The sequence below is a fragment of the Aminobacter sp. LjRoot7 genome (assembly GCF_964252895.1).
GTDB lineage: Bacteria > Pseudomonadota > Alphaproteobacteria > Rhizobiales > Rhizobiaceae > Aminobacter > Aminobacter aminovorans_B.
The window spans coordinates 87,576-110,372 of the sequence record NZ_CAXUPX020000001.1 but is presented as its reverse complement, the minus strand read 5'-3'; the positions used below and the strand labels follow the sequence as shown (position 1 = coordinate 110,372).

Annotated in this window: 21 protein-coding genes; 13 read left to right on the top strand and 8 right to left on the bottom strand. The window is 63.6% G+C overall.

Annotation, left to right across the window (positions count from 1 at the left end; genetic code table 11):
• Nucleotides 1-34 precede the first annotated feature (34 nt).
• Nucleotides 35-733 (bottom strand): corrinoid protein, encoded by a 699-nt coding sequence (locus ACSQ3E_RS00535; protein WP_115731653.1) that lies wholly within the window; start codon nt 731-733, stop codon nt 35-37.
• Between the two features lie 255 nt (nt 734-988).
• Between ACSQ3E_RS00535 and ACSQ3E_RS00530 the strand changes: the two genes are divergently transcribed.
• The 11 genes from ACSQ3E_RS00530 (at nt 989) to ACSQ3E_RS00480 (ending at nt 12,162) form a co-directional block, all read left to right on the top strand.
• On the top strand, nt 989-2,563 hold the full coding sequence (locus ACSQ3E_RS00530) for a trimethylamine methyltransferase family protein (RefSeq protein WP_310317698.1): 1,575 nt from the start codon (nt 989-991) through the stop codon (nt 2,561-2,563).
• A gap of 96 nt (nt 2,564-2,659) precedes the next feature.
• Nucleotides 2,660-3,343 carry a hypothetical protein gene (locus tag ACSQ3E_RS00525; RefSeq protein ID WP_436121196.1) on the top strand — a complete coding sequence of 228 codons (684 nt, stop codon included), beginning with the start codon at nt 2,660-2,662 and terminating at the stop codon, nt 3,341-3,343.
• 104 nt (nt 3,344-3,447) lie between these two features.
• Nucleotides 3,448-4,125 carry a FadR/GntR family transcriptional regulator gene (locus tag ACSQ3E_RS00520; protein ID WP_436121195.1) on the top strand — a complete coding sequence of 226 codons (678 nt, stop codon included), beginning with the start codon at nt 3,448-3,450 and terminating at the stop codon, nt 4,123-4,125.
• Nucleotides 4,122-5,432 (top strand): CynX/NimT family MFS transporter, encoded by a 1,311-nt coding sequence (locus ACSQ3E_RS00515; protein ID WP_436121194.1) that lies wholly within the window; start codon nt 4,122-4,124, stop codon nt 5,430-5,432. The genes ACSQ3E_RS00520 and ACSQ3E_RS00515 overlap by 4 nt, the downstream gene beginning before the upstream one ends.
• A 60-nt stretch (nt 5,433-5,492) precedes the next feature.
• A complete protein-coding gene (locus ACSQ3E_RS00510; protein WP_436121193.1) occupies nt 5,493-6,224 on the top strand; it encodes a dienelactone hydrolase family protein in 732 nt (243 codons plus the stop codon).
• A 113-nt stretch (nt 6,225-6,337) separates the two neighbouring features.
• On the top strand, nt 6,338-7,516 hold the full coding sequence (locus ACSQ3E_RS00505; protein ID WP_436121192.1) for an NAD(P)/FAD-dependent oxidoreductase: 1,179 nt from the start codon (nt 6,338-6,340) through the stop codon (nt 7,514-7,516).
• A gap of 57 nt (nt 7,517-7,573) precedes the next feature.
• Nucleotides 7,574-8,134 carry an RNA polymerase sigma factor gene (locus ACSQ3E_RS00500; protein ID WP_436121191.1) on the top strand — a complete coding sequence of 187 codons (561 nt, stop codon included), beginning with the start codon at nt 7,574-7,576 and terminating at the stop codon, nt 8,132-8,134.
• A gap of 2 nt (nt 8,135-8,136) precedes the next feature.
• Nucleotides 8,137-10,170, top strand: a complete 2,034-nt coding sequence (locus tag ACSQ3E_RS00495) for a vWA domain-containing protein (protein ID WP_436121190.1) — start codon at nt 8,137-8,139, stop codon at nt 10,168-10,170.
• A 118-nt stretch (nt 10,171-10,288) separates the two neighbouring features.
• Complete coding sequence (locus ACSQ3E_RS00490) at nt 10,289-10,735, top strand: hypothetical protein (RefSeq protein WP_436121189.1); 447 nt, start codon at nt 10,289-10,291, stop codon at nt 10,733-10,735.
• A gap of 291 nt (nt 10,736-11,026) precedes the next feature.
• Nucleotides 11,027-11,569 carry a PadR family transcriptional regulator gene (locus ACSQ3E_RS00485; protein WP_436121188.1) on the top strand — a complete coding sequence of 181 codons (543 nt, stop codon included), beginning with the start codon at nt 11,027-11,029 and terminating at the stop codon, nt 11,567-11,569.
• 188 nt (nt 11,570-11,757) lie between these two features.
• On the top strand, nt 11,758-12,162 hold the full coding sequence (locus tag ACSQ3E_RS00480; RefSeq protein ID WP_436121187.1) for a hypothetical protein: 405 nt from the start codon (nt 11,758-11,760) through the stop codon (nt 12,160-12,162).
• 13 nt (nt 12,163-12,175) lie between these two features.
• Here ACSQ3E_RS00480 and bmt read toward each other — a convergent pair whose 3' ends face one another.
• The 3 genes from bmt to ACSQ3E_RS00465 all read right to left on the bottom strand — a co-directional run bounded on the left by bmt (nt 12,176) and on the right by ACSQ3E_RS00465 (nt 14,794).
• The gene (gene bmt, locus ACSQ3E_RS00475; protein WP_436121186.1) at nt 12,176-13,192 is read right to left on the bottom strand and encodes a betaine--homocysteine S-methyltransferase; all 1,017 of its coding nucleotides are present in this window, start codon (nt 13,190-13,192) and stop codon (nt 12,176-12,178) included.
• Nucleotides 13,193-13,250: 58 nt separating this feature from the next.
• Entirely contained in the window at nt 13,251-13,871 is a 621-nt protein-coding gene (locus ACSQ3E_RS00470; RefSeq protein WP_436121185.1) for a DUF1989 domain-containing protein, read from the bottom strand.
• Nucleotides 13,872-13,936: 65 nt separating this feature from the next.
• Nucleotides 13,937-14,794 (bottom strand): helix-turn-helix domain-containing protein, encoded by an 858-nt coding sequence (locus tag ACSQ3E_RS00465; RefSeq protein WP_192315756.1) that lies wholly within the window; start codon nt 14,792-14,794, stop codon nt 13,937-13,939.
• A 219-nt stretch (nt 14,795-15,013) separates the two neighbouring features.
• On the opposite strand from ACSQ3E_RS00465, the gene ACSQ3E_RS00460 reads away from it, so the two are divergent.
• Nucleotides 15,014-16,024 (top strand): fatty acid desaturase, encoded by a 1,011-nt coding sequence (locus tag ACSQ3E_RS00460; RefSeq protein ID WP_436121184.1) that lies wholly within the window; start codon nt 15,014-15,016, stop codon nt 16,022-16,024.
• Nucleotides 16,025-16,071: 47 nt separating this feature from the next.
• A complete protein-coding gene (locus ACSQ3E_RS00455) occupies nt 16,072-16,872 on the top strand; it encodes a phosphate/phosphite/phosphonate ABC transporter substrate-binding protein (RefSeq protein WP_436121183.1) in 801 nt (266 codons plus the stop codon).
• A gap of 62 nt (nt 16,873-16,934) precedes the next feature.
• Here ACSQ3E_RS00455 and ACSQ3E_RS00450 read toward each other — a convergent pair whose 3' ends face one another.
• The 4 genes from ACSQ3E_RS00450 to ACSQ3E_RS00435 form a co-directional block, all read right to left on the bottom strand.
• Complete coding sequence (locus ACSQ3E_RS00450; RefSeq protein ID WP_436121182.1) at nt 16,935-17,963, bottom strand: purine-nucleoside phosphorylase; 1,029 nt, start codon at nt 17,961-17,963, stop codon at nt 16,935-16,937.
• A gap of 225 nt (nt 17,964-18,188) precedes the next feature.
• Nucleotides 18,189-19,541, bottom strand: a complete 1,353-nt coding sequence (locus ACSQ3E_RS00445; RefSeq protein ID WP_436121181.1) for a M24 family metallopeptidase — start codon at nt 19,539-19,541, stop codon at nt 18,189-18,191.
• Nucleotides 19,542-19,781: 240 nt separating this feature from the next.
• On the bottom strand, nt 19,782-22,355 hold the full coding sequence (locus ACSQ3E_RS00440; RefSeq protein ID WP_436121180.1) for a GcvT family protein: 2,574 nt from the start codon (nt 22,353-22,355) through the stop codon (nt 19,782-19,784).
• A 46-nt stretch (nt 22,356-22,401) separates the two neighbouring features.
• Nucleotides 22,402-22,785 (bottom strand): RidA family protein, encoded by a 384-nt coding sequence (locus ACSQ3E_RS00435; protein ID WP_310317746.1) that lies wholly within the window; start codon nt 22,783-22,785, stop codon nt 22,402-22,404.
• Nucleotides 22,786-22,797 lie beyond the last annotated feature (12 nt).

Sequence of the window (22,797 nt, the reverse complement as noted above, 5' to 3'; positions counted from 1 at the left end):
AAAGGGCCGCGCCGCAAGGGGCGGCCCTTTGTCGTTAGCCGGCAGCGCGCAGATTGTGCTTGCGCTTCATGTAGTCCTTGGCGGTTTCGACGGCGACAGCCGCGTCACGGCAGTAGGCATCGGCACCGACGGCCTTGCCGAATTCCTCGTTGAGCGGCGCGCCGCCGACGAGTACGACGTAGTCGTCGCGGATGCCCTTTTCCTTCATCGTGTCGATGACGACCTTCATGTAAGGCATTGTCGTGGTCAGAAGTGCGGACATGCCGATGATGTCGGGCTGATGCTCTTCGATGGCGTTGAGATAGTTCTCGACCGGATTGTTGATGCCGAGGTCGATGACGTCGAAGCCAGCGCCTTCCATCATCATGCCGACAAGGTTCTTGCCGATGTCGTGGATGTCGCCCTTGACCGTGCCGATGACCATCTTGCCCTGCTTGGGCGCACCGGTGGCGGCGAGCAGCGGGCGCAGGATGAACATGCCGGCCTTCATGGCGTTTGCCGAGAGCAGTACTTCCGGCACGAACAGGATGCCGTCGCGGAAATCCTCGCCGACGATGCGCATGCCTTCGACCAGCGCTTCGGTCAGCACCTTGTAGGGCACCCAGCCGCGCTCGAGCAGGATGTTCGTTCCTTCCTCGATTTCTTCCTTGAGCCCGTCATACAGGTCGTCGTGCATCTGCTGCACGAGTTCGTCGTCGGAAAGCTCGGACAGGATGATTTCGTCGTCGGACATCTTCGGAGGCTCCCTCGAGGCAGCGCTAAAGTGCGGCTTGCTGATGTTGCGCTATACCTAGCTTGCAAGTGCCGCAAATCCATAGCTGATTTGCGACCTCCTGCAAAACGAAAGCGACTGGTAGCCTGACGACCGGCTTGTCGATTTTGCGACAGGCGTTGGCGCTGGCGAGCCGTTTCGATATGGGTGCATGATTACGATCCTTCGTAGAGCCGCATGGGCGGCAAAAAACGGATTCTTACGGAAGGCAGAGCCATGGGCGAAGACGCGGCAGTCGAGCAGGAACAAGCGGGCGGCAGGCGCGGACGTGGCGCAAGCGGTGGCGCAGCTGCGCGGCGCGCAGCACGCAGCGGCGGCGGTCCGGGCACCCAGCTCACCTACATCAAGCGCCAGATCAACCTTTATGAGGTGCTCAACGAGGAGGGCCTCGCCCTTATCGAGAAGAACGCCGATACGGTGCTCGAGGAGATCGGCATCGAGTTCCGCGACGATGCCGAGGCATTGGCGCTGTGGAAGGAAGCCGGCGCCGACGTCAAGGGCGAACGGGTGCACTTTCCCAAGGGGCTGTGCCGCGAACTGCTGAAGACCGCGCCTTCCGTCTACACCCAGCATGCGCGCAATCCCGAGCGCTCGGTGCAGATCGGTGGCAATGCGACCGTCTTCGCGCCGGTCTACGGTCCGCCCTTCGTGCGCGACCTCGACGGCAACCGCCGCTATGCGACGATCGAGGACTTCCGCAATTTCGTGAAGCTGGCCTACATGGCGCCGTCGATCCACCATTCGGGCGGTACCGTGTGCGAGCCTGTCGACGTGCCGGTCAACAAGCGCCACCTCGACATGATCTACAGCCACATCAAATATTCGGACAAGCCGTTCATGGGCTCGGTGACCGCGCCCGAGCGCGCCGAGGACACGGTGGCCATGGCCAAGATCGTGTTCGGCGACGACTTCGTCGAAAACAACACCGTGCTGACCAGCCTGATCAACGCCAACTCGCCGATGGTCTTTGACGAGACCATGCTGGGTGCAGCCAAGGTCTATGCGCGCCACAACCAGGCCTGCATCGTCACGCCGTTCATCCTCGCCGGCGCGATGAGCCCGGTGACGGTTGCCGGCACGTTGACCCAGGTTCTGGCCGAGGTTCTGGCCGGCGCCTCGTTCACCCAGCTGATCCGTAAAGGCGCACCGGTGCTGTTCGGCACCTTCGCCTCGTCGATCTCGATGCAATCGGGCGCGCCGACCTTCGGCACGCCGGAGCCGTCGCTAGTGTCCTATGGCGCCGCCCAGCTGGCACGCCGTCTCGGCCTGCCGTTCCGCACCGGTGGCTCGCTCTGCGCTTCGAAGGTTCCGGACGCGCAGGCGGCCTATGAAAGCGCCAACACGCTGAATTCGACGCTGCTTGCCGGCACCAACTTCGTGCTGCATTCGGCCGGCTGGCTCGAGGGCGGTCTCGCCTCGTGCTACGAGAAGTTCATGATGGATATCGACCAGCTCGGCATGCAGCAGAAGTTTGCCGAAGGTGTCGATCTCTCCGAAAACGGCCAAGCGATGGACGCCATCCGCCAGGTGGGCCCTGGCAGCCACTATCTCGGCTGCGACCATACCCAGGCGAACTTCCAGACCGCGTTCTACCGCTCCAGCATCGCCGACAACAATTCCTACGAGCAGTGGCTGGCCGAGGGGCAGAAGACTGCACCGCAGCGCGCCAACGAGCTCGCCCGCCGCTGGCTCGAAAGCTACGAGGCGCCATATCTCGATCCCAGCATCGACGACGGCCTCAAGGACTTCATCGCCGCGAAGAAGGCGTCGATGCCCGACGCCTTCACGTGAAAGGAGCCCGTTGCAGGCGGGGCTAAAGTCGCCAGCATCATTCACAAGGAAGTCTGGCGGAGCGCATTCTCCGACCCGGACCGGAAGGGGTGACGCTTGTCGTCCCCCGACCTTGGGAAAATTTCCGCCGCGCTGGCCGGTCATGGCCTCATCCAGCGCGGCGGTTTCGTCGTTAACAACAGCGACGCTGCACCGGATGGTCCCGCAGGCAGGCCGGCACGGTCGGTGCTGCTGGTGGGGCAGGCGGGGTCGGCGCCCTGGCCGTACTTCCTGCGCTGGCGCGCGGCGCAACCGGCTGATCTCGAAAATCCGCTCGACCGCTGGTCTCGTGAAGTGATTGGCGATGTCGCGCGCAAGTTCGGGGCGCGCGCTGTGTCGCCATCCGACAAGCCCTATCTGCCGTTCCAGCAATGGGCGATGCGGGCGGAAGGGCTCAGGCCGTCGCCACTCGGCATCCTGATGCACCCCGCATACGGGCTCTGGCATGCCTATCGCGGAGCGCTGCTGTTCGAGGTCGAACTGGAGTTCGCGGAACTTCGCGAACAGAGTCACCTTTGCGACCTATGCCCTGGAAAACCTTGCTTGAAATCCTGCCCGGTCGATGCCTATTCGGAGGCCGGTTTTGCTTATGAAACATGCCTGGGACATGTGCGCGGCGTCTCGGGAGGTGCCTGCCGAACGCAAGGATGCCTGGATCGCAATGCCTGTCCCTATGGGCTGGCCTATCGTTATCCAGCGGATGTTCAGGCCTTTCACATGAAGAGCTACGCTAGCCTCTGAACCCGCCCATTCGTGCTGGCCCAATCGCTTTCCTGGCTTCGCTCGTTGCCTTTCTCGGTTGATCGGCATATTCAAATTCATCAGATGACTTGATGAATATTGCCATGCAGCCAGCCACGCGAACCAATCTCACCGACAGCGCCGCCGATAGCCTGCGCGCCGAAATCGTCAGCGGCCGCTGGGCCGTGGGCGAGCGTATTCCCAATGAAGCGGCGCTCACCGACCTGCTTTCGGTAAGCCGCGGCACAGTGCGCGAAGCTGTTCGCGCGCTGGTCTCGCAAGGCCTGCTCGATACGCGGCAAGGGTCGGGCACATATGTCCGCTCGGCGGTCGATCCGTCGGCGGCGCTGGATCGCGTCAAGCGCGCCGGCCTGCGCGACCAGTGGGAAACACGCGCCGCCCTGGACGCCGAGGCGGCGCGGCTGGCAGCGCAGCGCCACACACCAGCGGATCTGGCGAAAATGCGCCGCTTGCTGGAGGCGCGCGGCACGGTTGCCGATGGCGGGCACGAGGCCTTCATTCGCCGCGACATCGCCTTCCACAAGTCGGTCGTCGAGGCCTCCGGCAACCGGGCAATGATCGAACTCTACGACTTCTTCACTGGCGCCATCGCCGAGACGATCAAGGCGACGCTGGCTGGCGAACTGCCCGAGCCCGACGCGCCGGCCCATGCGGCCATCGTCGATGCCGTCGCCTCAGGCGACCCTGACAGGGCTGCCGCGGCAGTCCGCGCCTTCATGGCGCCGGTGCTTCTCGAACTCGACAGGTTGCTTGCACAATGAACCAGAACTTTGTTCCGGCCGGCCGGCCTGCCAAGGCCGTCGCCATCGATGGTCTCGACGACCAGCTCGTCGATGCCGAGATCGACAGCCTGCCGGCACCGCAGGCGCCCGTCCTGCGCAGTGGCATGGCGCGTTTCGTGCTCGGCGCGAGCCTGGTGCTGATCGCCTTCAATCTCAGGCCGATCTTTTCCAGCCTCTCCGTGCTGTTGCCGGAGGTGATGCAGGCAACTGGCTTGTCGGCCGCCGGCGCCAGCCTGTTGACGACGCTGCCGGTGCTCTGCCTCGGCCTGTTTGCGCCGCTGGCACCAAAGCTGGCGCAGCGCTTCGGCGCCGAGCGCACGCTGCTGTTTGCGCTGGCGCTGCTAGCCCTTGGCACTCTCCTTCGTGGCCTCGGCACCGTGCCGCTGCTGTTCATCGCGAGCTTCATGGCCGGCGCCGCAATCGCCATCGGTAACGTGCTCTTGCCCGGGCTGGTCAAGCGCGACTTCCCCGACAAGGCGGCGATGATGACCGGGCTCTATACGATGGCGCTTTGCGCTGGTGCAGCTTCGGCCTCGGGGCTGACACTGCCCATCGAGCACAAGATTACCGGCTCCTGGTCCGGCGCGCTCGCCGCCTGGGCGGTTCCTGCCTTCATCGTGCTGCTGATCTGGACACCGCAGGCGCTCGGCAGCCGCAGGCAGGCAAGCCAAAGCGGCTTCCGCGTCGTTGGCCTGTGGCGCGACCGGCTGGCCTGGCAGGTCACTTTGTTCATGGGGCTGCAGTCGGCGCTCGCCTATTGCGTCTTCGGCTGGCTGGCGCCGATCCTGCGCGAGCGCGGCTTCGATGCAACGACCGCGGGCGCGATCGTGTCGCTTTCGGTCATGGCGCAGGTGGTGACCTGCCTTGCCGTGCCCTCGATCGCCATCCGCCGCAAGGACCAGCGCGGCGTCAATGTGGCGCTCGTCGTGGCAGCGGTGGTTGCATTGCTCGGCATCCTGTTTGCTCCGACCTCGACGATCCTGTTTTGGTCTGTGTTGCAAGGCATCGGCCAGGGCGGGCTGATTGCGGCTGCCATGACGCTGATCGTACTGCGCTCGCCGGATGCCCATGTCGCGGCCCATCTCTCGGGCATGGCGCAGGGCGTGGGCTACACGCTGGCGGCCGTCGGTCCGCTGCTGGTCGGGCTGATCCGCAACTGGACCGGCAGCTTCGCCGCCTCTTCGGTGCTGTTCGTGGCCCTTGGCCTTGGCGTCGCGATCACGGGACTGGGTGCGGGCAGGGCGCTGCATGTCGGCGCGCGCACGGAGCGGGTCGACGCTGCCTGAGCTTGTCTGGCGGGCCGAAGTCCCTATGTTCGCGACGGGACAGACAGAAGGAGCCTTGCCATGCCGACCAAGCGCGAGATCGAGATCAGGACGGCGGATGGCGTCTGCAGGGCCGGGCTGTTCGGAGCTGCCACGGCGAAAGCCGGTGTGATCCTCTATATGGATGCCTTCGGTCCGCGCCCAGCGCTGGACGAGATGGCCGAACGGCTGGGCAGCCACGGTTACGCGGTGCTGGTGCCCGACCTGTTCTATCGTGCAGGCGCCTATGGTCCGTTCGACGCCAAGACGGCCTTCGTCGAGGAGAAGACGCGGACCGAGTTGCGTGCCCTGATCGGCGGCACGACACAGGAGATGACCGCACGCGACACGGGCTCCTTCATCGACGCGTTGGCAAAGGCCGGCACGACAGGCCCGATTGGCACTGTCGGCTATTGCATGGGCGGCTCGCGTGCGCTGAACGCCGCCGCTGCCCATCCGGGTCGCATCGTGGCCGCGGCAAGCTTCCATGGCGGCAATCTGGCCAGCGATGCGCCCGATAGCCCGCACCGCAGCGCGGCAAAGATCAAGGCGCGCGTCTATGTCGGCTCTGCCGGTGTCGACGGCAGCTTCCCGCCGGAACAGTCGGCAATCCTGGCCGAGAGCCTGCGCACTGCCGGCGTCGACCACATTCTCGAAAACTATGTCGGCATGGGCCATGGCTGGTGCGTATCCGACCACGGCGTCTACGATGCCGCCGGCGCCGAACGCCACTGGAAGCGGCTGACGGCGTTATTTGAGGAAACGCTGGCGTAACTTCCAACTTTGCCTTCCCGACAGCTTCGGCTATCAGGCACCGAACAGCTTGATCCGACAAACAGGGTTCGCGCGCCGCCAAGGCGCTGACGGGCCAGCGGGAACACTCCGGAATGCAGTCCTTTGATGTCGTGGTGATCGGCGCCGGCGCGGCCGGCATGATGTGCGCCGTGGAAGCCGGCAAGCGCGGCCGCTCGGTGCTGGTCGTCGATCACGCTTCGGCGCCCGGCGAAAAGATCCGGATTTCCGGCGGCGGGCGCTGCAACTTCACCAACATCCACGCCAGCCCGAAGAATTTTCTGTCGCAGAACCCGCATTTCTGCATCTCGGCGCTGAGCCGCTACACCCAGCGCAATTTCATCGGCCTCGTCGAGCGCTACGGCATCGCCTATCACGAGAAGACGCTTGGCCAGCTGTTCTGCGACGGCTCGGCACGCCAGATCATCGATATGATGGTCGAGGAAATGCAGCAAAACAGCGCCGAGCTGAGGCTGTCGACCACGGTCGAGGACATCAGCAGGACCGTCGACGGGTTCGAGCTGTTTGTCTCCGGCAGCCGGATGGCGTGCAAGTCGCTGGTGGTCGCCTGTGGCGGCAAGTCGATCCCCAAGATGGGAGCGACCGGCTTCGGCTACGAGATTGCTGCGCAGTTCGGGCTGCCTGTCGTCGAGACGCGGCCAGCGCTGGTGCCGCTGACCTTCGACGCCAACACCTTGCAGAAATTGACGCCGCTTGCCGGCATCGCCGTCGATGCCGACGTTGCCTGCGGCAAGACCAGCTTCTCCGAAGCCATGCTGTTCACCCACCGCGGCATCAGCGGGCCGTCGATCCTGCAGATCTCGTCCTACTGGCGCGAGGGCGACGAAATCGCGATCTCGATGCTGCCGGGCTCCGATGTCGCGGCGATCCTGCGCGAGGCCAAGCGCGCCAACGGGCGCCAGGCGGTGCAGACCGTTCTCGCCGCCTATTTGCCCAAGAAGCTGGCCCAGGCGATTGCCGAGCGGCTCGGCCTCAACGGCAATCTCGCCGATCTGAACGATACGCATCTGAAAGCTGTCGATGCCGCGGTGAATCAGTGGCGTATCAAGCCTGCCGGGTCCGAGGGTTATCGTACGGCGGAAGTGACGCTTGGCGGCGTCGACACCAAGTCGCTCGACCAGAAGACGATGCAGGTGAAATCGGTGCCGGGCCTGTTCTTCATCGGAGAGGTTGTCGATGTCACCGGCTGGCTCGGCGGCTACAATTTCCAGTGGGCATGGTCGTCGGGCTGGGCCGCTGGGCAGGCAGCCTGAAATTTTCTTTCCGCCACCCCAAGGATTGCCTCAAAGCTTTCGTCCAACGGACAAATGATGGCGATGATGCTGGACGAAAGCGAAGCCTCCGATGGCGATCTGATCGGACGAGCGCGCGATGGCGACAGGGCAGCTTTTGGCGAACTCGTCGAAAGGCATTACGGATTCGTCCATCGTGTCGCCTGGCGCTGGTGCGGCAACAGATCGGATGCCGAAGACATAGCGCAGGAGGTCTGTGCGCGGCTGGGTCGGGCCATTCGGGACTATCGCGGCGGTTCCGCCTTCACGACATGGCTCTATGCGATGACGCTAAATGCCGCGCGCGACATGCAGCGCAAATCGGCACGCGAGACGGCGAAGACCACCGCTTATGGCGTCCATGCGCTCGTTGCGGGCGATAGCGGGCCGGAAGCGGAAGATCCAGCCGAACGAATGTGGGCGGCGGTCAGGCAGTTGCCGGACAAGCAGCGCGACGCAATCCTTCTCGTCTACGGCGAAGGGCTAAGCCATGCGGCGGCGGCTGATGCCATGGCGATCGCCGAGGCCACCGTGTCCTGGCACATCCATGAAGCGAAGAAACGGCTGAAGCTGCTGATGCGCTCGGCCGGGGAAGAGTGACCATGGTCGACGACAACGAACTCGACATGTTGCGCAACATTCCGACGCCCGCGCCGAGCGCGGACGCCAAGGCGCGCGCGCTTGCGGCGGCGATGGCTGCCTACGATCTCGAAAAAAATCCCGCAGCCGCCCAAGGAACTGAAAAGGTCGATCGTCTCACCGAACGAGCACGAAAGCTCTGGAGAGACATCATGCAAAAGAAGCTGATTGCAGCGCCGGCCCTTGCCGGTCTCGTTGCCCTGCCGATCGCCGGCTATGCCACATTCTACCTGATGGAGGGCTCGCCATTCAATTTTGGCGCGGATCAGGAGATCGCAGAGGCACCTTCCGGGCGCTTGAAGGAAGCGCCTGTTGCCGAGCTGAGGAAGACCGATTCAGGTGCGGCGCAGACCGCGCCGGCCAAGCCGTTGGCTGCTGCCTCGCAGGCGGCCAAGGCCGAGGCAAAGGCGGCAGCCGATGTCATGAACGAGGCGGCGCCCGCCATGCCGGCGCCGGAGGCGCTGACGGATGCCGCATCTGAAATGAGCCGCATGTCCGCGCCGACGCTGACAACCCAGCTTCAGGGCGTGATCGCGCCATCCGACATGCCGATGGCCCCGCCAGAAAACCGCGATCGCGTCGAGGATTTCAAGACCAACCCGGTGCGTTCGGCGCTCGAGGATCCGGTCTCGACCTTCTCCATCGATGTCGACACGGCCTCCTATTCCTTCGCCCGCCGTTTGTTGAAGGAAGGGGTTCTGCCGCAGGCCGACACGGTGCGTGTCGAGGAGATGATCAACTACTTCCCCTATGACTGGAAGGGACCCGAGGCGATCACCACGCCATTCAACACCACCGTCAGCGTCATGCCGACGCCGTGGAACGAGCACACCAAGCTGATGCACGTTGCGATCAAGGGCTATGACGTCAAGCCGATCGAGCAGCCGAAGGCCAATCTGGTGTTCCTGATCGACGTGTCGGGCTCGATGGACGAGCCGGACAAGCTGCCGTTGCTGCGCTCGGCCTTCCGCCTCCTGGTCAACAAGCTCAATGCCGACGACACGGTTTCGATCGTCACCTATGCCGGCAACGCGGGCACCGTGCTCGAACCGACCAAGGCGTCGGACCGGGAAAAGATCCTGTCGGCCATCGACACGCTGGCGCCTGGTGGCTCGACCGCCGGCGAGGCGGGCATCCGCGAGGCCTACCGGCTCGCCCAAAAATCCTTCGTCAAGGATGGCATCAACCGTGTGATGCTGGCGACCGACGGCGACTTCAATGTCGGCCAGACCGATGACGACGAACTCAAGCGGCTGATCGAGGGCAAGCGCAAGTCGGGCGTGTTCCTGTCGGTGTTCGGCTTCGGCCGCGGCAATCTCAACGACCAGATGATGCAGACCATCGCCCAGAACGGCAACGGCACGGCGGCTTATATCGACACGCTGGCCGAAGCCGAGAAGGTGCTGGTGCAGGATGCCTCCTCGACGCTGTTCCCGATTGCCAAGGACGTGAAGATACAGGTCGAGTTCAATCCGGCTGCCGTCGCCGAATATCGACTCATCGGCTACGAGACCCGCGCGCTCAATCGCGAGGATTTCAACAACGATCGCGTCGATGCCGGCGAGATCGGCTCCGGCCATTCGGTGACGGCGATCTACGAGATCACGCCCAAGGATAGCCCTTCGCTGGCGATGGACCCGCTGCGCTACGGCCAGGCTTCGACAGGCAATGGCGGCGTCGCCAACGCCGACGAGTATGCTTTCGTGAAGATCCGCTACAAGGCGCCGGACGGCGACGTGAGCAAGCTGATCACCACGCCGGTGACGAAGACGAACGAAGTCGCGAGCTTCGACGGCGCCGGCACTGACCAGCGTTTCTCGGTGGCGGTTGCGGCCTTCGGCCAGAAACTGCGCGACGAGGACGCGACCGCCAAGTTCGGCTTCGATCGGATCGCCGAGATCGCCTCGGCGGCGCGAGGTGCCGACCCCTATGGCTATCGCGCCGAATTCCTGTCGCTGGTGCGGCTGGCATCGTCGCTCCAGGGCAACAAGCAGTAGGGCAACAGGCAAGGGCAGGTGGGCCGGCTGGCGGAAAGGGGGCTTTCCGCCAGCCGTTCTTTTGTGATCTCTAGGCGTCCACCCGAAAAACGCTGGGGTGGTGTTTCGGAGACTAGTGATGGCCGACCGGCAACTGGACGAATGGGATATTGCGCATGGCGGGCTGCGCTCGCTGTCGTCGCGCGAGATCAAGGTTTTCTGGGACGGTTATCTCGCCCGCCGCAACGATCCCAGGATACGCCATGGCAGCCTCTATTCGCGCTGGCGGCATGTCGCCGACGATCTGGTTGTTTCGCTCTATCTGACCAATCGCAGCGTCGGGCTGTTCGTCAGGGGGCAACGCGGCGAGGGTTATGCCACCACCGTCAACCGGCTGTCTGCCTTCGAGCCCGCATTGGGCAAGGCGCTGGGCGTCAGCCTGCGCGGCGAATACGCGCTCTGCTACTTGTCCAACCATCCGGTCGCGATGATCGATCCGGCCAACTGGCTGCAGGCTTACGAGTGGCTGGAACGGCAGGAAAAGCACTTCAGTCATGTTCTGAGCGACATGGTTGTCGGCGCTTAGGCGCCGGACGGAGCGAAATTCCGTTCCGGCGCCGTCGTCCTGCAAGAGCATTTCGATCCAGCCGTAAGTGGCTGAAACAAGCTGAAATCGAATTTCAATCGGACTGGCGAGGGTGCTCCCTTCCGGGCTGTTTCCGCACGCGTTCGCGGCGCGGCGCGAAAATTCCTTACGTTCTATCTTGCAAAAGATATATCTTTGAATAGATATAGCGACATGAAGCAAACATCCTGGAGAGGTACTCACATGTTCAACCACCCAAGTTTCAACGATCGTTGCCGTGGAGAATGGTCCATGTCGGGCCAGAATGAAGGCGGCAGGGGCGGCGGCCGGCATGGCCGTGGTGGCCCCTTCGGCCGTCATCGTGGCGGTCCTTTCGGCGGCCGCGGCCCGCGCATGTTCGATCCCGGCGCGCTGCGCCTGGTCGTGCTCGGCCTGATTGCCGAAGAGCCGCGCCACGGCTACGACATCATCAAGGCGCTGGAGGCCAAGTTCCAGGGCGCCTACAGCCCGAGCCCGGGCGCGATCTATCCGATGCTGCAGATGCTGGAAGAGGCGGACCTCGTCGTCTCCGTCGCCAATGGCAACAAGAAGCTCTATTCGATCACCGAAGCGGGCCAGGCCTATCTCGACGAAAACGCCGCCGAACTGGCTAAGATCAACGGTCAGATCGATGAAAACTCGACGCAGGTCAGTGGCGTTGCCCTCGGCGACGAGGTCAAGGCGCTGAACTTCGCCGTGTTCAGCCGGCTGCGCAGCGGCTCGCTGACGGCCGCACAGGCCGAGAAGGCACGCGAAATCCTGAAGAAGGCACGTCGCGACCTCGAAGACCTCTGATTCCCCGAGGCCTTGAAACGTCCGGAGCTCCCGCCGCAAGGCGGGAGCTTTTTCTGTGTAAAACCTAACAAATGGCCAGATTTGCGGGCCGCTTCCGACAATTTGAATCAAAGGCCAAACCGCCCCGGAACCCGATCGCAACGATCCCCGGCTAATACAGCCACGGGTGAACAAGGGATGGTTTGAGAATGCTGGTTGGACGTGTGATGGCGGGTGCGGTTTCGATTGCTCGCACCGCCGATGCCTTGGCGATGCCGACCCGGCCAGAAGCTGCCAACCGCAATAGTGAATCCGTGGCAGATGCTGCGGCACAGGCTCCAGCGCCCGCCATCAGCAGCCACATCTACGTGCCCGCCAAGCCTGTCCATCAGGCACAGCACATCACCGCCCAGGGTTCCTCGCGTTCACGCATGAGCGATGTCGACGACGCCCACCGCACGGCATGGTCGGCGCTCAACAACGAGCGCTTCCGGCTGGCGATGGAAAAGTTGGGCGATGTGCGCACATCGGACGCCGTGATGATGATGCGTCCGGTCGAAGGCGCGGGCACCGACATCAGGTCGGCACTCGCGCGCTACGAAGAAAACAGCTGACGGGGCAGCAGCCTTAGCCGCGGCGACGGCGTTCGCGGCGGCCTTCGCTGGTTTCGGCAGTGTTCGGCGCTGCAAGCTTGTTGCGCATCGGGCCGATGCGTTCGACGATCGCCTCGACGGTCGGACGCACGTCCTTCTTGTGGGCGTCGAGCGCCTTGCGCATGGCGGCCAGATGCTCGAACGAGGTGCCGCAGCAGCCGCCGATGATCCTGGCGCCGCCATCGACAGCGAGGCGGACATAGTCGGACATCAGTTCCGGCGTACCCGAGTAGTGGATCTCGGTGCCGCGGAATTCCGGGATGCCGCAATTGCCCTTGATGATGATGGTCGCATCCGGCTTGGCGTCGCTCATGTCGAGCAGCGAGGCCAGAATGTCGGAAGCGCCGACACCGCAATTGGCACCGACGCCGAGCGGCGTCTCGGCAAGGCCGTCGACGACGCCGTGGATGTCCTTGGGCAGCAGGCCCATCATGGTGCGGCCGGCGGTGTCGAACGAGCCGGTATAGGTGTAGGGCAGGCCGACGCGGATCGCAGCTTCCGCCGCCGCACGGATTTCGTCCGGCGCGGACATCGTTTCGATCCATGCGACCTCGGCGCCGCCGGCCTTGAGGCCTTCGATCTGTTCGGCGAAGGCATCGACCGCCTCGTCATAGGTCATGGCGCCGAGCGGAACCAGAAGCTCGCCGGTCGGGCCGACGGAGCCGGCGACCACAACCTTGCGGCCGGCCTTGTCGGCGACGGCACGGGCGATTTCGGCAGCACGCTTGTTGAGTTCGTGCACGCGATCCTGGGCGTGATGCAGCTTGAGCCGGTGACGCGTGCCGCCAAACGAGTTGGTGAGGATGATGTCGGCGCCAGCCTCGACGAACTTCTGGTGCAGCGTCGAAATCTTCTCGGGTGCGCTTTCATTCCACAGCTCGGGTGCTTCGCCGGCCTCGAGGCCCATGGCAAACAGGTTGGTGCCGGTCGCGCCATCGGCGAGCAGCACGCCCTTTTCGGCCAGCAGGGCATCGATCGGATTGGTCGTCATCGCAGCGACTTTCATATCAGGAGATTGGATAAGGATATAAAGAAGTCTTTATGTCTAGTCAACGCGTTTGCAGGGCCGGCCATGCTGCCGGCGTCACCTCGACCGCGATCTCGGTGCAGACGCCGCCATTGGTCGGATAGTGTTCGACCGAACATGCCGTGACGACGAGCAGCAGGTCGCATTCGGCGCGCAAAGTGACGTAGCCGCCCGGCGGATTGATCGAGGCGAAGACGTCAATGCTGCCATCGGGCTGCGGCAGCGAGTTCTGGAAAAGGTCGACCGGGTCCGGTGTGAAGGGCAAGGCGAGCCCTTCCGAGGCAAGTGCCTTGTGCAGATTGTCCTGGCAACTGGGATGCTCGTCGAAGCCGGCGCGGACATAAAGCGCGTGGTTGCAGGCGGGGTAGAGCATGTCGTGCGGGCCGGGCGAGGCGTCCTCGACCAGGGTCAGCAATTTGTTTCCCGTCGTGCCGTAGAAATATTCGCCTGTCTTGGGAAACAGCCGCTCGCCGATATCACGGGTGTTGGAAGTGCTCAGCCAGTCCTTCATGTCAGGCGTGAACGCCCAGAGGTCGGCCACTTGCTGGCCCTTGATGTCGATGATGCGGACCAGGTCGCCGCTGGAAACGCGGATGGAACGGCCCGACTGGGCAGGTATGACGACACGCTTCTGATCTGGCATGGGTTTCCTCAGGGATCGCGACGCACGCTGCCGTATCGCAGCGGCAAATTCAACCTGAGCGCTAGTCAGCCCCAACTGGCGGGGAACGACGCCACCGCCAGCCGCCGCGCGAAGGCCGCGGTCTCGTGGGCGTTGATGTCGGCGGCACGGATCAGATTGTCGAAATGGCGGGTCAGCGTCCTGATCGGGTCGGTGGCATAGAGCACAAGGTACATGTCGCCGACATAGATCGCCGCGCGGGAATGGCCGAAGATCGTGTAGGGCACGGAATAGCGCATGCGGCCGTCATACAGGAACAGCCGGAATGTCGGGTAGAGATCGTCGAGCAGGTCGGCCATGTGGCGGAGCTGCTGCTTGCGGTCCTTGTCTGGAAAACCCGACCAGACGCCAAGGCCACGCGCGAAAATCTCGAGCGTGTGGCGCGGCATGCAGACTTCCATGTCGGTTTCGGGCCTACGGTTGTAATCGATACGATATTGCGTCTCGCCGGCCTGGCTCTCGCGGCTCTTGTTGGAGATGCCGGCCTCGTAGTCGATGAGCGTTTCGGTGCGCAGCAGATCGGGGATACCGGCGGGCACGTAGCGGATCTTGGTGCCGGCGGCCTCGGCATGCCATTTGGCGATCAGCGTGCGTTCGAAACCGCCCGATGCCTCCTCGATCTCGAGGCTTTCGCGGATCTCGCCCGTCACGCCTTCGTCCTGACTGAGGCCAAGCAGCCAGTCGAGCGAAACCTTGTGAGCGGATGCGATTGTCAGCAGGGTTTCGGCGCGCGGCAGCCTTATCGTTGCCCCCGAAAGCAACTGCGACAGCGCCGAGCGGTCGATGCCGACAGATGTGGCAAAGGCCGACTGATTGAGGCCGGAGCGTTGTACCAACGCCTTGAGGCGCTCCCGGAAAACTTCGGATAGATCGCGTTTGTCCATGGCCTGCCCAAAGGTGGAATGGTTTTGCGGAACGCACGCAAGTCGCCCGCGGAAAATAGATTCATCTTCCGGTTTGTTTACTAAGTGTAACACTTGCGGCTTAAGCAGCGCAATGTAAACAATCTGTGCGCATTGTCTCGTTGCAGAAACGCAAGCCTACTGACAGCATTATGTCAGGAATCATTGAGTTCCAGGCACGTAAGGACAGCAGGCAGCAGCATGGCAAAGCGAGGAAACAAACGTGGCACGACCACCGGGGTCGAATGGCCGACGGTGTTTCTGATCGCCGCCTGCTACGGCGCCTGGCTGGTGGCGGGCTTGCTGGTCTGGCCGAGCTATCCGATTGCAGCGCTGTTGCTGATGGTGCTGGTGGTGGCACTACAGTCGTCGCTGATGCATGAGGTGCTGCACGGCCACCCGACCCGCAACGCGCGCATCAACGAAGCGCTGGTTTCTCTCCCCATCGGTCTGCTTTGGCCCTATCGCCGCTTCAAGACCATCCACCTGCGCCACCACGCCGACGAGAAGCTGACCGACCCATTCGACGACCCCGAGAGCTACTACCGTGCGCTTTGGCAGCATGACGACCTGCCCGAGGCGATGAAGCTGGTGCTCAGGATCAACAACACCATGGCCGGTCGTTTCGTGCTCGGACCGCTGCTGTCCTGCATCGGCTTTTTCATCGACGACGCCAAGGCGATTGCAGCAGGCGACAAGGCAGTCCGCACCGCCTGGCTGCTGCACGCGGCGGGGCTGGCCATCGTCCTGCCGGTTATCCAGTTCGGATTCGGCCTGCCGCTCTGGCTCTACATTCTGGTGCCGGTCTGGTTCGGCCATTCGCTGATCTCGATCCGCACCTTTGCCGAGCATCAATGGTCGGAGCATCCGGAAGGGCGCACCGTCATCGTCGAACGCTCGCCGCTTTCGATCCTGTTCCTCAACAACAACCTGCATTTCGTTCACCACAAGAGCCCGAGCGTCGCCTGGTACAAGCTGCCGGAACTGTTTCGCGCGCGCCGTGAAGAATGGCTTCGGATGAACAAGGGCTATGCCTACCCGAACTATTTCGCGCTGGTCAAAGCCTATGCCTTCCGCGCCAAGGAACCGGTGTGTCACCCGGCGCTGCGCCGCGCGCCCGAGCCGGGCAGGGCGTTCGTGCCGCGCGTCAGGGCGCGCAACGTCAATGGGCTGGGCACAGCGCCTGTGCCTGCTGAGCCGCCGAAGGAATGATCCTTCCAGAGCTTGCCAAATCCCGCGCTCGAGCCTGAAATGATGCAATGAGCGACTTCATCGCCGCACTGCCCATGTATGACTGGCCCGAGATGCACGACGAGGTCGATGCGCAATGGGCAAGGCTGCGAACGGCGTTCCGTCAGCTTGGTCTGGACGCGCCGGAACGCCTTGTCAGGCGCAACACCGATCTGCCGGCGGTTCCAGGTGGTATTCGCGACGCATCGGGTGCGGTGATCGCGCCGGACCCGGCTACGCTGCCGCCCGAAGAATTCGACCTGCCGACGCTGTGGCGGCATCCCCAATTGCTGTTCGGCCAGACCTGCTGGGGGCCGATGGAAAGCACGGGCCTTGCGGCTCAGGTCAAGGTGATCGGCCAGCCGAACTATGAGGGCATCGAAGGCGGTCGTGGCGAACTCTATTCCAGCGCCATCGTCGTGCGGCGCGGATCCGTGACCGCCGACCATGCGCATGCGCCTGATGGCGACGCGCCGCTCATTCCGCTCGATCTGATCCGTGACAAGCGCCTTGCCTTCAACAGCCACGATTCGATGTCGGGTTTCATCGGTATCTCGCGTGATCTTGCCGCTATGGGCGAGGGGTTGCGGATTTTTTCCGAACGCATCGAAAGCGGCGGCCATCGCGCATCGATCATTGCGATTGCCGAAGGTCGGGCCGACGTGGCGGCCATCGATTGCCAGAGCTGGGCGCTGGCGCAGCGCTTCGAGCCAGCTGCCCGGGACGTCGTGGTCATCGGCTGGACAGCAAAACGCAAGGGCTTGCCTTACATCACCGGGCCAAACACGCCGCCCGTTTCGGTGACGTTGCTGAACCTGGCGCTGAGCTAGGCCGCCGCGCATTGAACAAAGCGGGCGGCCTGAACCGCCCGCTCTGCCTCGCTTGTTTGGGCCTATTCGGACGGAACGCCCTTTTCCCATTTCGTCCAATCGCTGGTGACCGCATCTGCAAAGGCGGCGCCGACACGATAGGCGTTGGTGGCTGCCGGGCCAAAGCCGCCCGACTTGGCACTCAGCGAATCGATGGGGCTCATGCCGGCGGGTTCGCGATCGAAGTTTGATGCCGTGCGCAGCAAGGCGATACGGTCGAAATCGAGCAGGCCGGCATCGGCGCCGCGCCGCAGCGCGGTCAGCGAGGCGTTGTCTTCCATCTGGGTCGTGCAATAGTTGCCCTTGCCCTCGGTCAGCAACGATACCCAATCGCCCATGCTTTTGGCCGTCATTGAGCCGTGCCAGTAGGTGTCGGTGGACAGCGTGTCACAGATGCTGACCTCAGGGGCGGCGTTGCCGGGCGCTGTCGCGTAGGCCACGCGATAGGCCTTCGCTTCGGGGCTGTCGGCAAGTTCGACGCTCTTTGTCAGGGCAAATGCCTTCTGCAGAAGCTGTTCGTTGAGCTGGTAAACCTCGGTTGCCGATCCCCAGCTTGGCTTTTCGCCGGGGCGCTTGGCGCCCAGCCCGACCACGCCATCAGGCCAGTCGGCGGGAATCTGGCGCGGATCGATTTCGTGGCGCAGGCCGGCATCGATGGCATAACGTGCCCAATGTGCCGAACCAAGCGTGCCATCGCTGGGATCGACGCCGGCAATGCCGGCGATCACGATGTAGCTCTGCTTGAGGTCGACAAGGCCGCTGTAGACGAGCGCTGAAACCGAGCTCGCCGCGTTGGCATAACCCATCGCCGTCGTCATGACGCACAGGCCGGCAGCGTCGCAGGCAAGTTCCGGATATTCCTTGGCGAAGCCCGGAATTGTCAGTCTGGTCTCCAGCTTGCGGCCCTCGAGCCATGGTTTTGCCTCGCCTCCGAACATCGTTATGACCAGCACTTTGGGGGCCAGCGGCTGTGCCGACGCCATTGATGCGTTCGAGGCGAGACCGCCGGCCAGGGCGAGGGCCGAAAGGCCAATCCGATAGAAGTGCGTCATATGCGATCCGATCTGATAAAGAAAAACGGCGCCGTTTCAGGCCCGTTTTCACTATCGGTGCAGCTTGCCGCGGAAGCCACTCGCCAACGCTCCTGTCCACATCAAATCCGGCAGGCCAGTGATCTTGCGCCCTCGCAGTAAAGTCGCCGGCGAGCCATTTCGGCTGTCGATCAACTGTTCTTCGCCGATGGAAGATCTTGAACAGGAAGCCGGGGCCTTGGGTGCCTAGCCGAGCAGGCGCTTGTCGAGCGGGTAACTCGACAGTTGCTCGTATCCGCTTTCCGTAATCAGGATCTGCTCTTCGATCTTGACACCCTCATGCCCGCCGAGGCGGCCGATATAGCTCTCGACGCAGACCACCATGCCGGGCTCGAGCACGCCGTCCGGCGTATCGGCCGTCCAGTCGGAGGCGTGGGGCAGGGTGGGATATTCGTCGGCCAGGCCCACGCCGTGAAACAGCACGCCGTAACGCGCCGGGAAGCAGTCGGGCGGCGGCACGGCAGCGCGTTCCACCAGTTCGCGGAAGCCGAGGCCGGGCCTGAGCAGCGCCGTATTGTGGGCGATCTGTTCGGCGGCGATCCTATAGAGGTCACGCTGTTCGTCGGTGGGCTCGCCGTCGCCGCACAGCCAGGTGCGCGACAGGTCGGCGCAGAAGCCGTAGGGCCCGATGAGGTCGGTGTCGAAGGCGACGAGATCGCCTGCCTCGACCACGCGCGACGAGCACTCCTGGAACCACGGATTGGTGCGCGGTCCCGATGCCAGGAGCCGTGTTTCGATCCATTCGCCGCCGCGGGCGATGTTGCCGCGATGCAGTTCGGCCCAGAGTTCGTTCTCGGAGATGCCCGGCCGGAGCGCCGCTTCCATCTCGCCCATCGCCGCCTCGCAGGCGACGATCGAACGGCGCATGCAGAGGATTTCGTCAGGCGACTTGATCAGCCGGGCGTTCTCCATCACCGCCTCGCCATTGCCGACCGAAATGCCAAGCCGTGCCAGCGCGTCGACGCCCTCATGGTCGAGATGGTCGACGGCAATGCGCCTGATGCCACCGCCGTGCTGGCGAACGACATCGGCGATGCCTTGCGCCCAGCGCTCGACTTTCATGTCAGTCAGTTCGCCGCTGTAGAGATACATCCACGACACTGCCGGGCGAACCTCGTCGACGACGCCGGAATGATCGGACAGGTGCTCGCAGGAAAAATAGTCGAACAGCACCACCGGGCCGTCGGTGGCGACGAAACAGTGACGGGTCGGGTTGTGCGCCACCCACAGCTGCATGTTGGTCGAGTCGGTGGCATAGCGGATGTTGACGGGATCGTAGAGCAGGGCGCCGGCATAACCATGCCGCGCGAGCTCGGTGCGGATGCGCTCCAGCCGGTATTTTCGCAGGGCCGGCATGTCGGGCACTGCGATGCCGGCTGCCGCCCATTCGGCCTCGGCCTGCGCTCCATAACCCAGAACGTGCTGGTTGAGCCCAGCCGCCTTGGTGCGTGCCTGCTCGCGCAAATCGTCCACGGAGCCCGGCTCGAACGGCATGATCTTGCGGTGGCGGCCGAAGTTGCCTTTTGCAGGGGTATCCATCAGCAATGCCTCGCCAATATCCGAACTTGGCGTTCTTGCGCGCCCCTCTCTGTCCTGCCGGACATCTCCCCCACAAGGGGGGAGATCAGCAGCTGAGGGCTTGGCCCTGCTTCTGGACCGGTGACGGTTGTGCGAGGCAGGCCGGACAGCCAATCTCCCCCCTTTGTGGGGGAGATGTCCGGCAGGACAGAGGGGGCAACGTAGAGCATGTGCGTTCCCAGTCTCTTGCTTGGAGCGGAACTAACCCCGCATCTTGTCGCCGCTCGGATCGAAAGGCGGCTCGACATTGATGCGGGCGGGGCGGCGGTGGCCGAGGATCTCGATCTCGAACAGACCTTCCGCCTCGTTTTCGGCAAGCGCTGCGGGCACGTAGCCCTGGGCCATCGACTTCTGGACATAATGGGCATAGCCGCCCGACGTCACCCAGCCGACCACACGCCAGTCGCCGTCGACGATGCCGCGCACGGCGGATGCGCCGGTGGCAGCGTCCGAACCGCGCACTTCCTTGCCTGTCTCATCGAAGCGCGGCGCGCCATAGCCGTGCGGCTTTTCGATCGTGCCGAAATCCTTGGCGCCGACCTTGGCCCAGATCGGCTCATCGCCCATCACGTCGGCGTCCTGCGCGTCGACATAGAACGAGACACGGCGCAACTTTGGCCCCTCGGCGTGCTCCTTGGCGGCTGCCTCGCGGCCGATGAAGTCGTTCTTTTCAAGCTTGATGAAGCGCTCCATCGAACCCTCGAACGGCCCATAGATCGGGCGAAGCTCGCGAAACCAGGTCGGGAAGTTCTTTTCGAGGCGCATGGACAAAAGCGCCCGCATGCCGAAATCGACGATGCCGAACTCTTCGCCGGCGTCCTTGATCGCCTTGTAGACGAGGCGCTGGTAGGCCGGTGCCATCCAGATCTCGTAGCCGAGGTCGCCGGTATAGGTGATGCGGTTGACCATGCAGGGCGCACCGCCGACGGCCATCTCGCGAAAATCCATGAAGCGGAAGGCCTTGCTGGAGACGTCCTCGTCGACCAGCTTGGCCAGCAGCGCCTGCGACTTCGGGCCTGCAATCGACAGGCCGACGAGCGTCTGGTCGAAGCGGTGGATGCGCACCGATCCGTCCTTGGGCAGGTGCTGTTCGAACCAGCGCATGTGATACTTCTGCGCCGCCGACGAGCCCCAGATCATGAACTTGTCGTCGCCTGATTTGGCAATGGTGAAGTCGCCGATGAGCCGGCCGAACTCGTTCAGCATCGGCGTCAGCACGATGCGGCCCTTCTTCGGCATGCGGTTGGTCATCAGCCGGTTGAGGAAATCCTCTGATGCCGGGCCCGACACTTCGTACTTGGCGAAATTGGCGATCTCGGTCACGCCGACGCGGTCGCGGGTCACACGAACCTCATTGCCGATATGCTCGAAATCGTTGGAGCGGTGGAAGGAGACGATGTCCTTGGGCTCGGTTCCCTCAGGCGCGAACCACAGCGGTGTTTCCAGGCCCCAGCTGTCGCCCATGACGGCGTTGTTGGCGACCATGGTGTCGTAGAGCGGGGTGGTCTGGGCCGGCCTGGCGGCGGGCAGTTCTTCATTCGGAAAACGGATCGAGAAGCGGCGCGAGTAGTTTTCGCGCACCTTGGCGTTGGTGTAGCGCAGGCTGGCCCATTCGCCCCAGCGCGCGACATCCATGCCCCAGACGTCGAAGCCCGGGTCGCCGTTGACCATCCAGTTCGACAGAGCGAGGCCGACACCGCCGCCCTGGCTGAAGCCGGCCATGACGCCACAGGCGACCCAATAATTGGTGAGACCCTGTACCGGGCCGACCAGTGGGTTGCCGTCGGGCGCAAAGGTGAAGGGGCCGTTGATGACCTGCTTGATGCCGGCATTGGCGATGCCGGGGAAATGCTGGAAGCCGATCTCCAGCGACGGCGCGATGCGGTCGAGGTCGGGCGCGAGCAATTCGTGGCCGAAATCCCACGGCGTGTTGACAGGCGACCAGGGCTTGCAGGCCTTCTCATAGGTGCCGAGCAGGATGCCGTTGCGCTCCTGGCGCGTGTAGATCTCGCCCTTGAAATCGAGCACGCCGATCATTTCGCGGCCGGTTTCCTTGTTGAAGGCCTCGACCTCCGGCATCGGCTCGGTGAGCAGGTACATGTGCTCCATGGCCAGCACCGGCAGCTCGACGCCGACCATGCGGCCGACCTCGCGCGCCCACAGGCCGCCGCAGTTGACCACGTGCTCTGCCCTGACGGTGCCCTGCTCGGTGACGACGTTCCAGGTGCCGTCGGGATCCTGCGTCAGCTCCTTCACCGGGTTGCGCAGCACGATCTCGGCGCCGAGCTTCTTCGCTGCTTTGGCGTAGGCATGGGTCGTGCCTGACGGGTCGAGATGGCCTTCGACGGGATCCCACATCGCACCGACGAAATGCTTTTCGTCCATCAGCGGGAACATCTTCTTGGCTTCGGACGGCGTGATGAGTTCGGTATCCATGCCGAGATAGCGGCCCTTGGCATGGGCCAGGCGCAGGAAATCCATGCGCTCGGGGCTGTCGGCGAGCATCACGCCGCCGGTCAGGTGCAGCGAGCAGGACTGGCCGGAAATCTCCTCCAGCTCCTTGTAGAGCTGGACGGTGTAGGCCTGCAGCTTGGCGACGTTGGGGTCGCCGTTGAGCGTGTGGAAGCCGCCGGCGGCGTGCCAGGACGAGCCGGAGGTGAGCTCCGAGCGCTCGATCAGCATGATGTCGGTCCAGCCGGCGCGGGCGAGGTGATAGAGCACCGAGCAGCCCACAACGCCGCCGCCGATGACAACTGCTTTCACATGGGATTTCATCAGGTTATGTCCAGTTGTGCGTAAAGTGAATCAGGGAGTCGATGGCTCAGGCAGAAGCCACGCCTTCGATTTCCAGTAGCCAGGCTTCGTCGAAAATGCCGGCGATGATCACTGACATCGCGATCTTTCTGCTGCCGAGCACTTCCGCGCGGATGCGGCGGTTGTCGAGGGCATATGCGCGGCTGGAAAGGAAGATCGTGACCTTGACCAGATTGTCGAAGGTCATGCCGGCGGCATGCAGCTGTGCCTCGACATTCCGCCAAGCGAGCCAGCACTGGCTGTCGAAATCGTCGGGGACTGAACCATCCTTGGCGACCGGAATCTGGCCGCTGATGTAAAGCGTGCGCGAATTGTTCGTCACTTCGATCGCCTGGGCGTAACCGCCAGCGGGTAACGGAGCGTCTTGCGCGTTGATTTCTCGTCGTTGCATGGGAAACCGTCC

What these genes read in the sequence shown, in the direction of transcription:
- ACSQ3E_RS00510 (WP_436121193.1), top strand. Translation starts at nt 5,493, where the DNA reads ATGCCGACCAAGCGCGAGATCGAGATCAGGACGGCGGATGGCGTCTGC.
- ACSQ3E_RS00490 (WP_436121189.1), top strand. Translation starts at nt 10,289, where the DNA reads ATGGCCGACCGGCAACTGGACGAATGGGATATTGCGCATGGCGGGCTG.
- ACSQ3E_RS00450 (WP_436121182.1), bottom strand. Translation starts at nt 17,963, where the DNA reads ATGACGCACTTCTATCGGATTGGCCTTTCGGCCCTCGCCCTGGCCGGC.
- ACSQ3E_RS00485 (WP_436121188.1), top strand. Translation starts at nt 11,027, where the DNA reads ATGTCGGGCCAGAATGAAGGCGGCAGGGGCGGCGGCCGGCATGGCCGT.
- ACSQ3E_RS00445 (WP_436121181.1), bottom strand. Translation starts at nt 19,541, where the DNA reads ATGGATACCCCTGCAAAAGGCAACTTCGGCCGCCACCGCAAGATCATG.
- ACSQ3E_RS00455 (WP_436121183.1), top strand. Translation starts at nt 16,072, where the DNA reads ATGAGCGACTTCATCGCCGCACTGCCCATGTATGACTGGCCCGAGATG.
- ACSQ3E_RS00500 (WP_436121191.1), top strand. Translation starts at nt 7,574, where the DNA reads ATGGCGATGATGCTGGACGAAAGCGAAGCCTCCGATGGCGATCTGATC.
- ACSQ3E_RS00465 (WP_192315756.1), bottom strand. Translation starts at nt 14,794, where the DNA reads ATGGACAAACGCGATCTATCCGAAGTTTTCCGGGAGCGCCTCAAGGCG.
- ACSQ3E_RS00440 (WP_436121180.1), bottom strand. Translation starts at nt 22,355, where the DNA reads ATGAAATCCCATGTGAAAGCAGTTGTCATCGGCGGCGGCGTTGTGGGC.
- ACSQ3E_RS00530 (WP_310317698.1), top strand. Translation starts at nt 989, where the DNA reads ATGGGCGAAGACGCGGCAGTCGAGCAGGAACAAGCGGGCGGCAGGCGC.
- ACSQ3E_RS00460 (WP_436121184.1), top strand. Translation starts at nt 15,014, where the DNA reads ATGGCAAAGCGAGGAAACAAACGTGGCACGACCACCGGGGTCGAATGG.
- ACSQ3E_RS00470 (WP_436121185.1), bottom strand. Translation starts at nt 13,871, where the DNA reads ATGCCAGATCAGAAGCGTGTCGTCATACCTGCCCAGTCGGGCCGTTCC.
- ACSQ3E_RS00515 (WP_436121194.1), top strand. Translation starts at nt 4,122, where the DNA reads ATGAACCAGAACTTTGTTCCGGCCGGCCGGCCTGCCAAGGCCGTCGCC.
- ACSQ3E_RS00480 (WP_436121187.1), top strand. Translation starts at nt 11,758, where the DNA reads ATGCTGGTTGGACGTGTGATGGCGGGTGCGGTTTCGATTGCTCGCACC.
- bmt (WP_436121186.1), bottom strand. Translation starts at nt 13,192, where the DNA reads ATGACGACCAATCCGATCGATGCCCTGCTGGCCGAAAAGGGCGTGCTG.
- ACSQ3E_RS00520 (WP_436121195.1), top strand. Translation starts at nt 3,448, where the DNA reads ATGCAGCCAGCCACGCGAACCAATCTCACCGACAGCGCCGCCGATAGC.
- ACSQ3E_RS00435 (WP_310317746.1), bottom strand. Translation starts at nt 22,785, where the DNA reads ATGCAACGACGAGAAATCAACGCGCAAGACGCTCCGTTACCCGCTGGC.
- ACSQ3E_RS00495 (WP_436121190.1), top strand. Translation starts at nt 8,137, where the DNA reads ATGGTCGACGACAACGAACTCGACATGTTGCGCAACATTCCGACGCCC.
- ACSQ3E_RS00535 (WP_115731653.1), bottom strand. Translation starts at nt 733, where the DNA reads ATGTCCGACGACGAAATCATCCTGTCCGAGCTTTCCGACGACGAACTC.
- ACSQ3E_RS00505 (WP_436121192.1), top strand. Translation starts at nt 6,338, where the DNA reads ATGCAGTCCTTTGATGTCGTGGTGATCGGCGCCGGCGCGGCCGGCATG.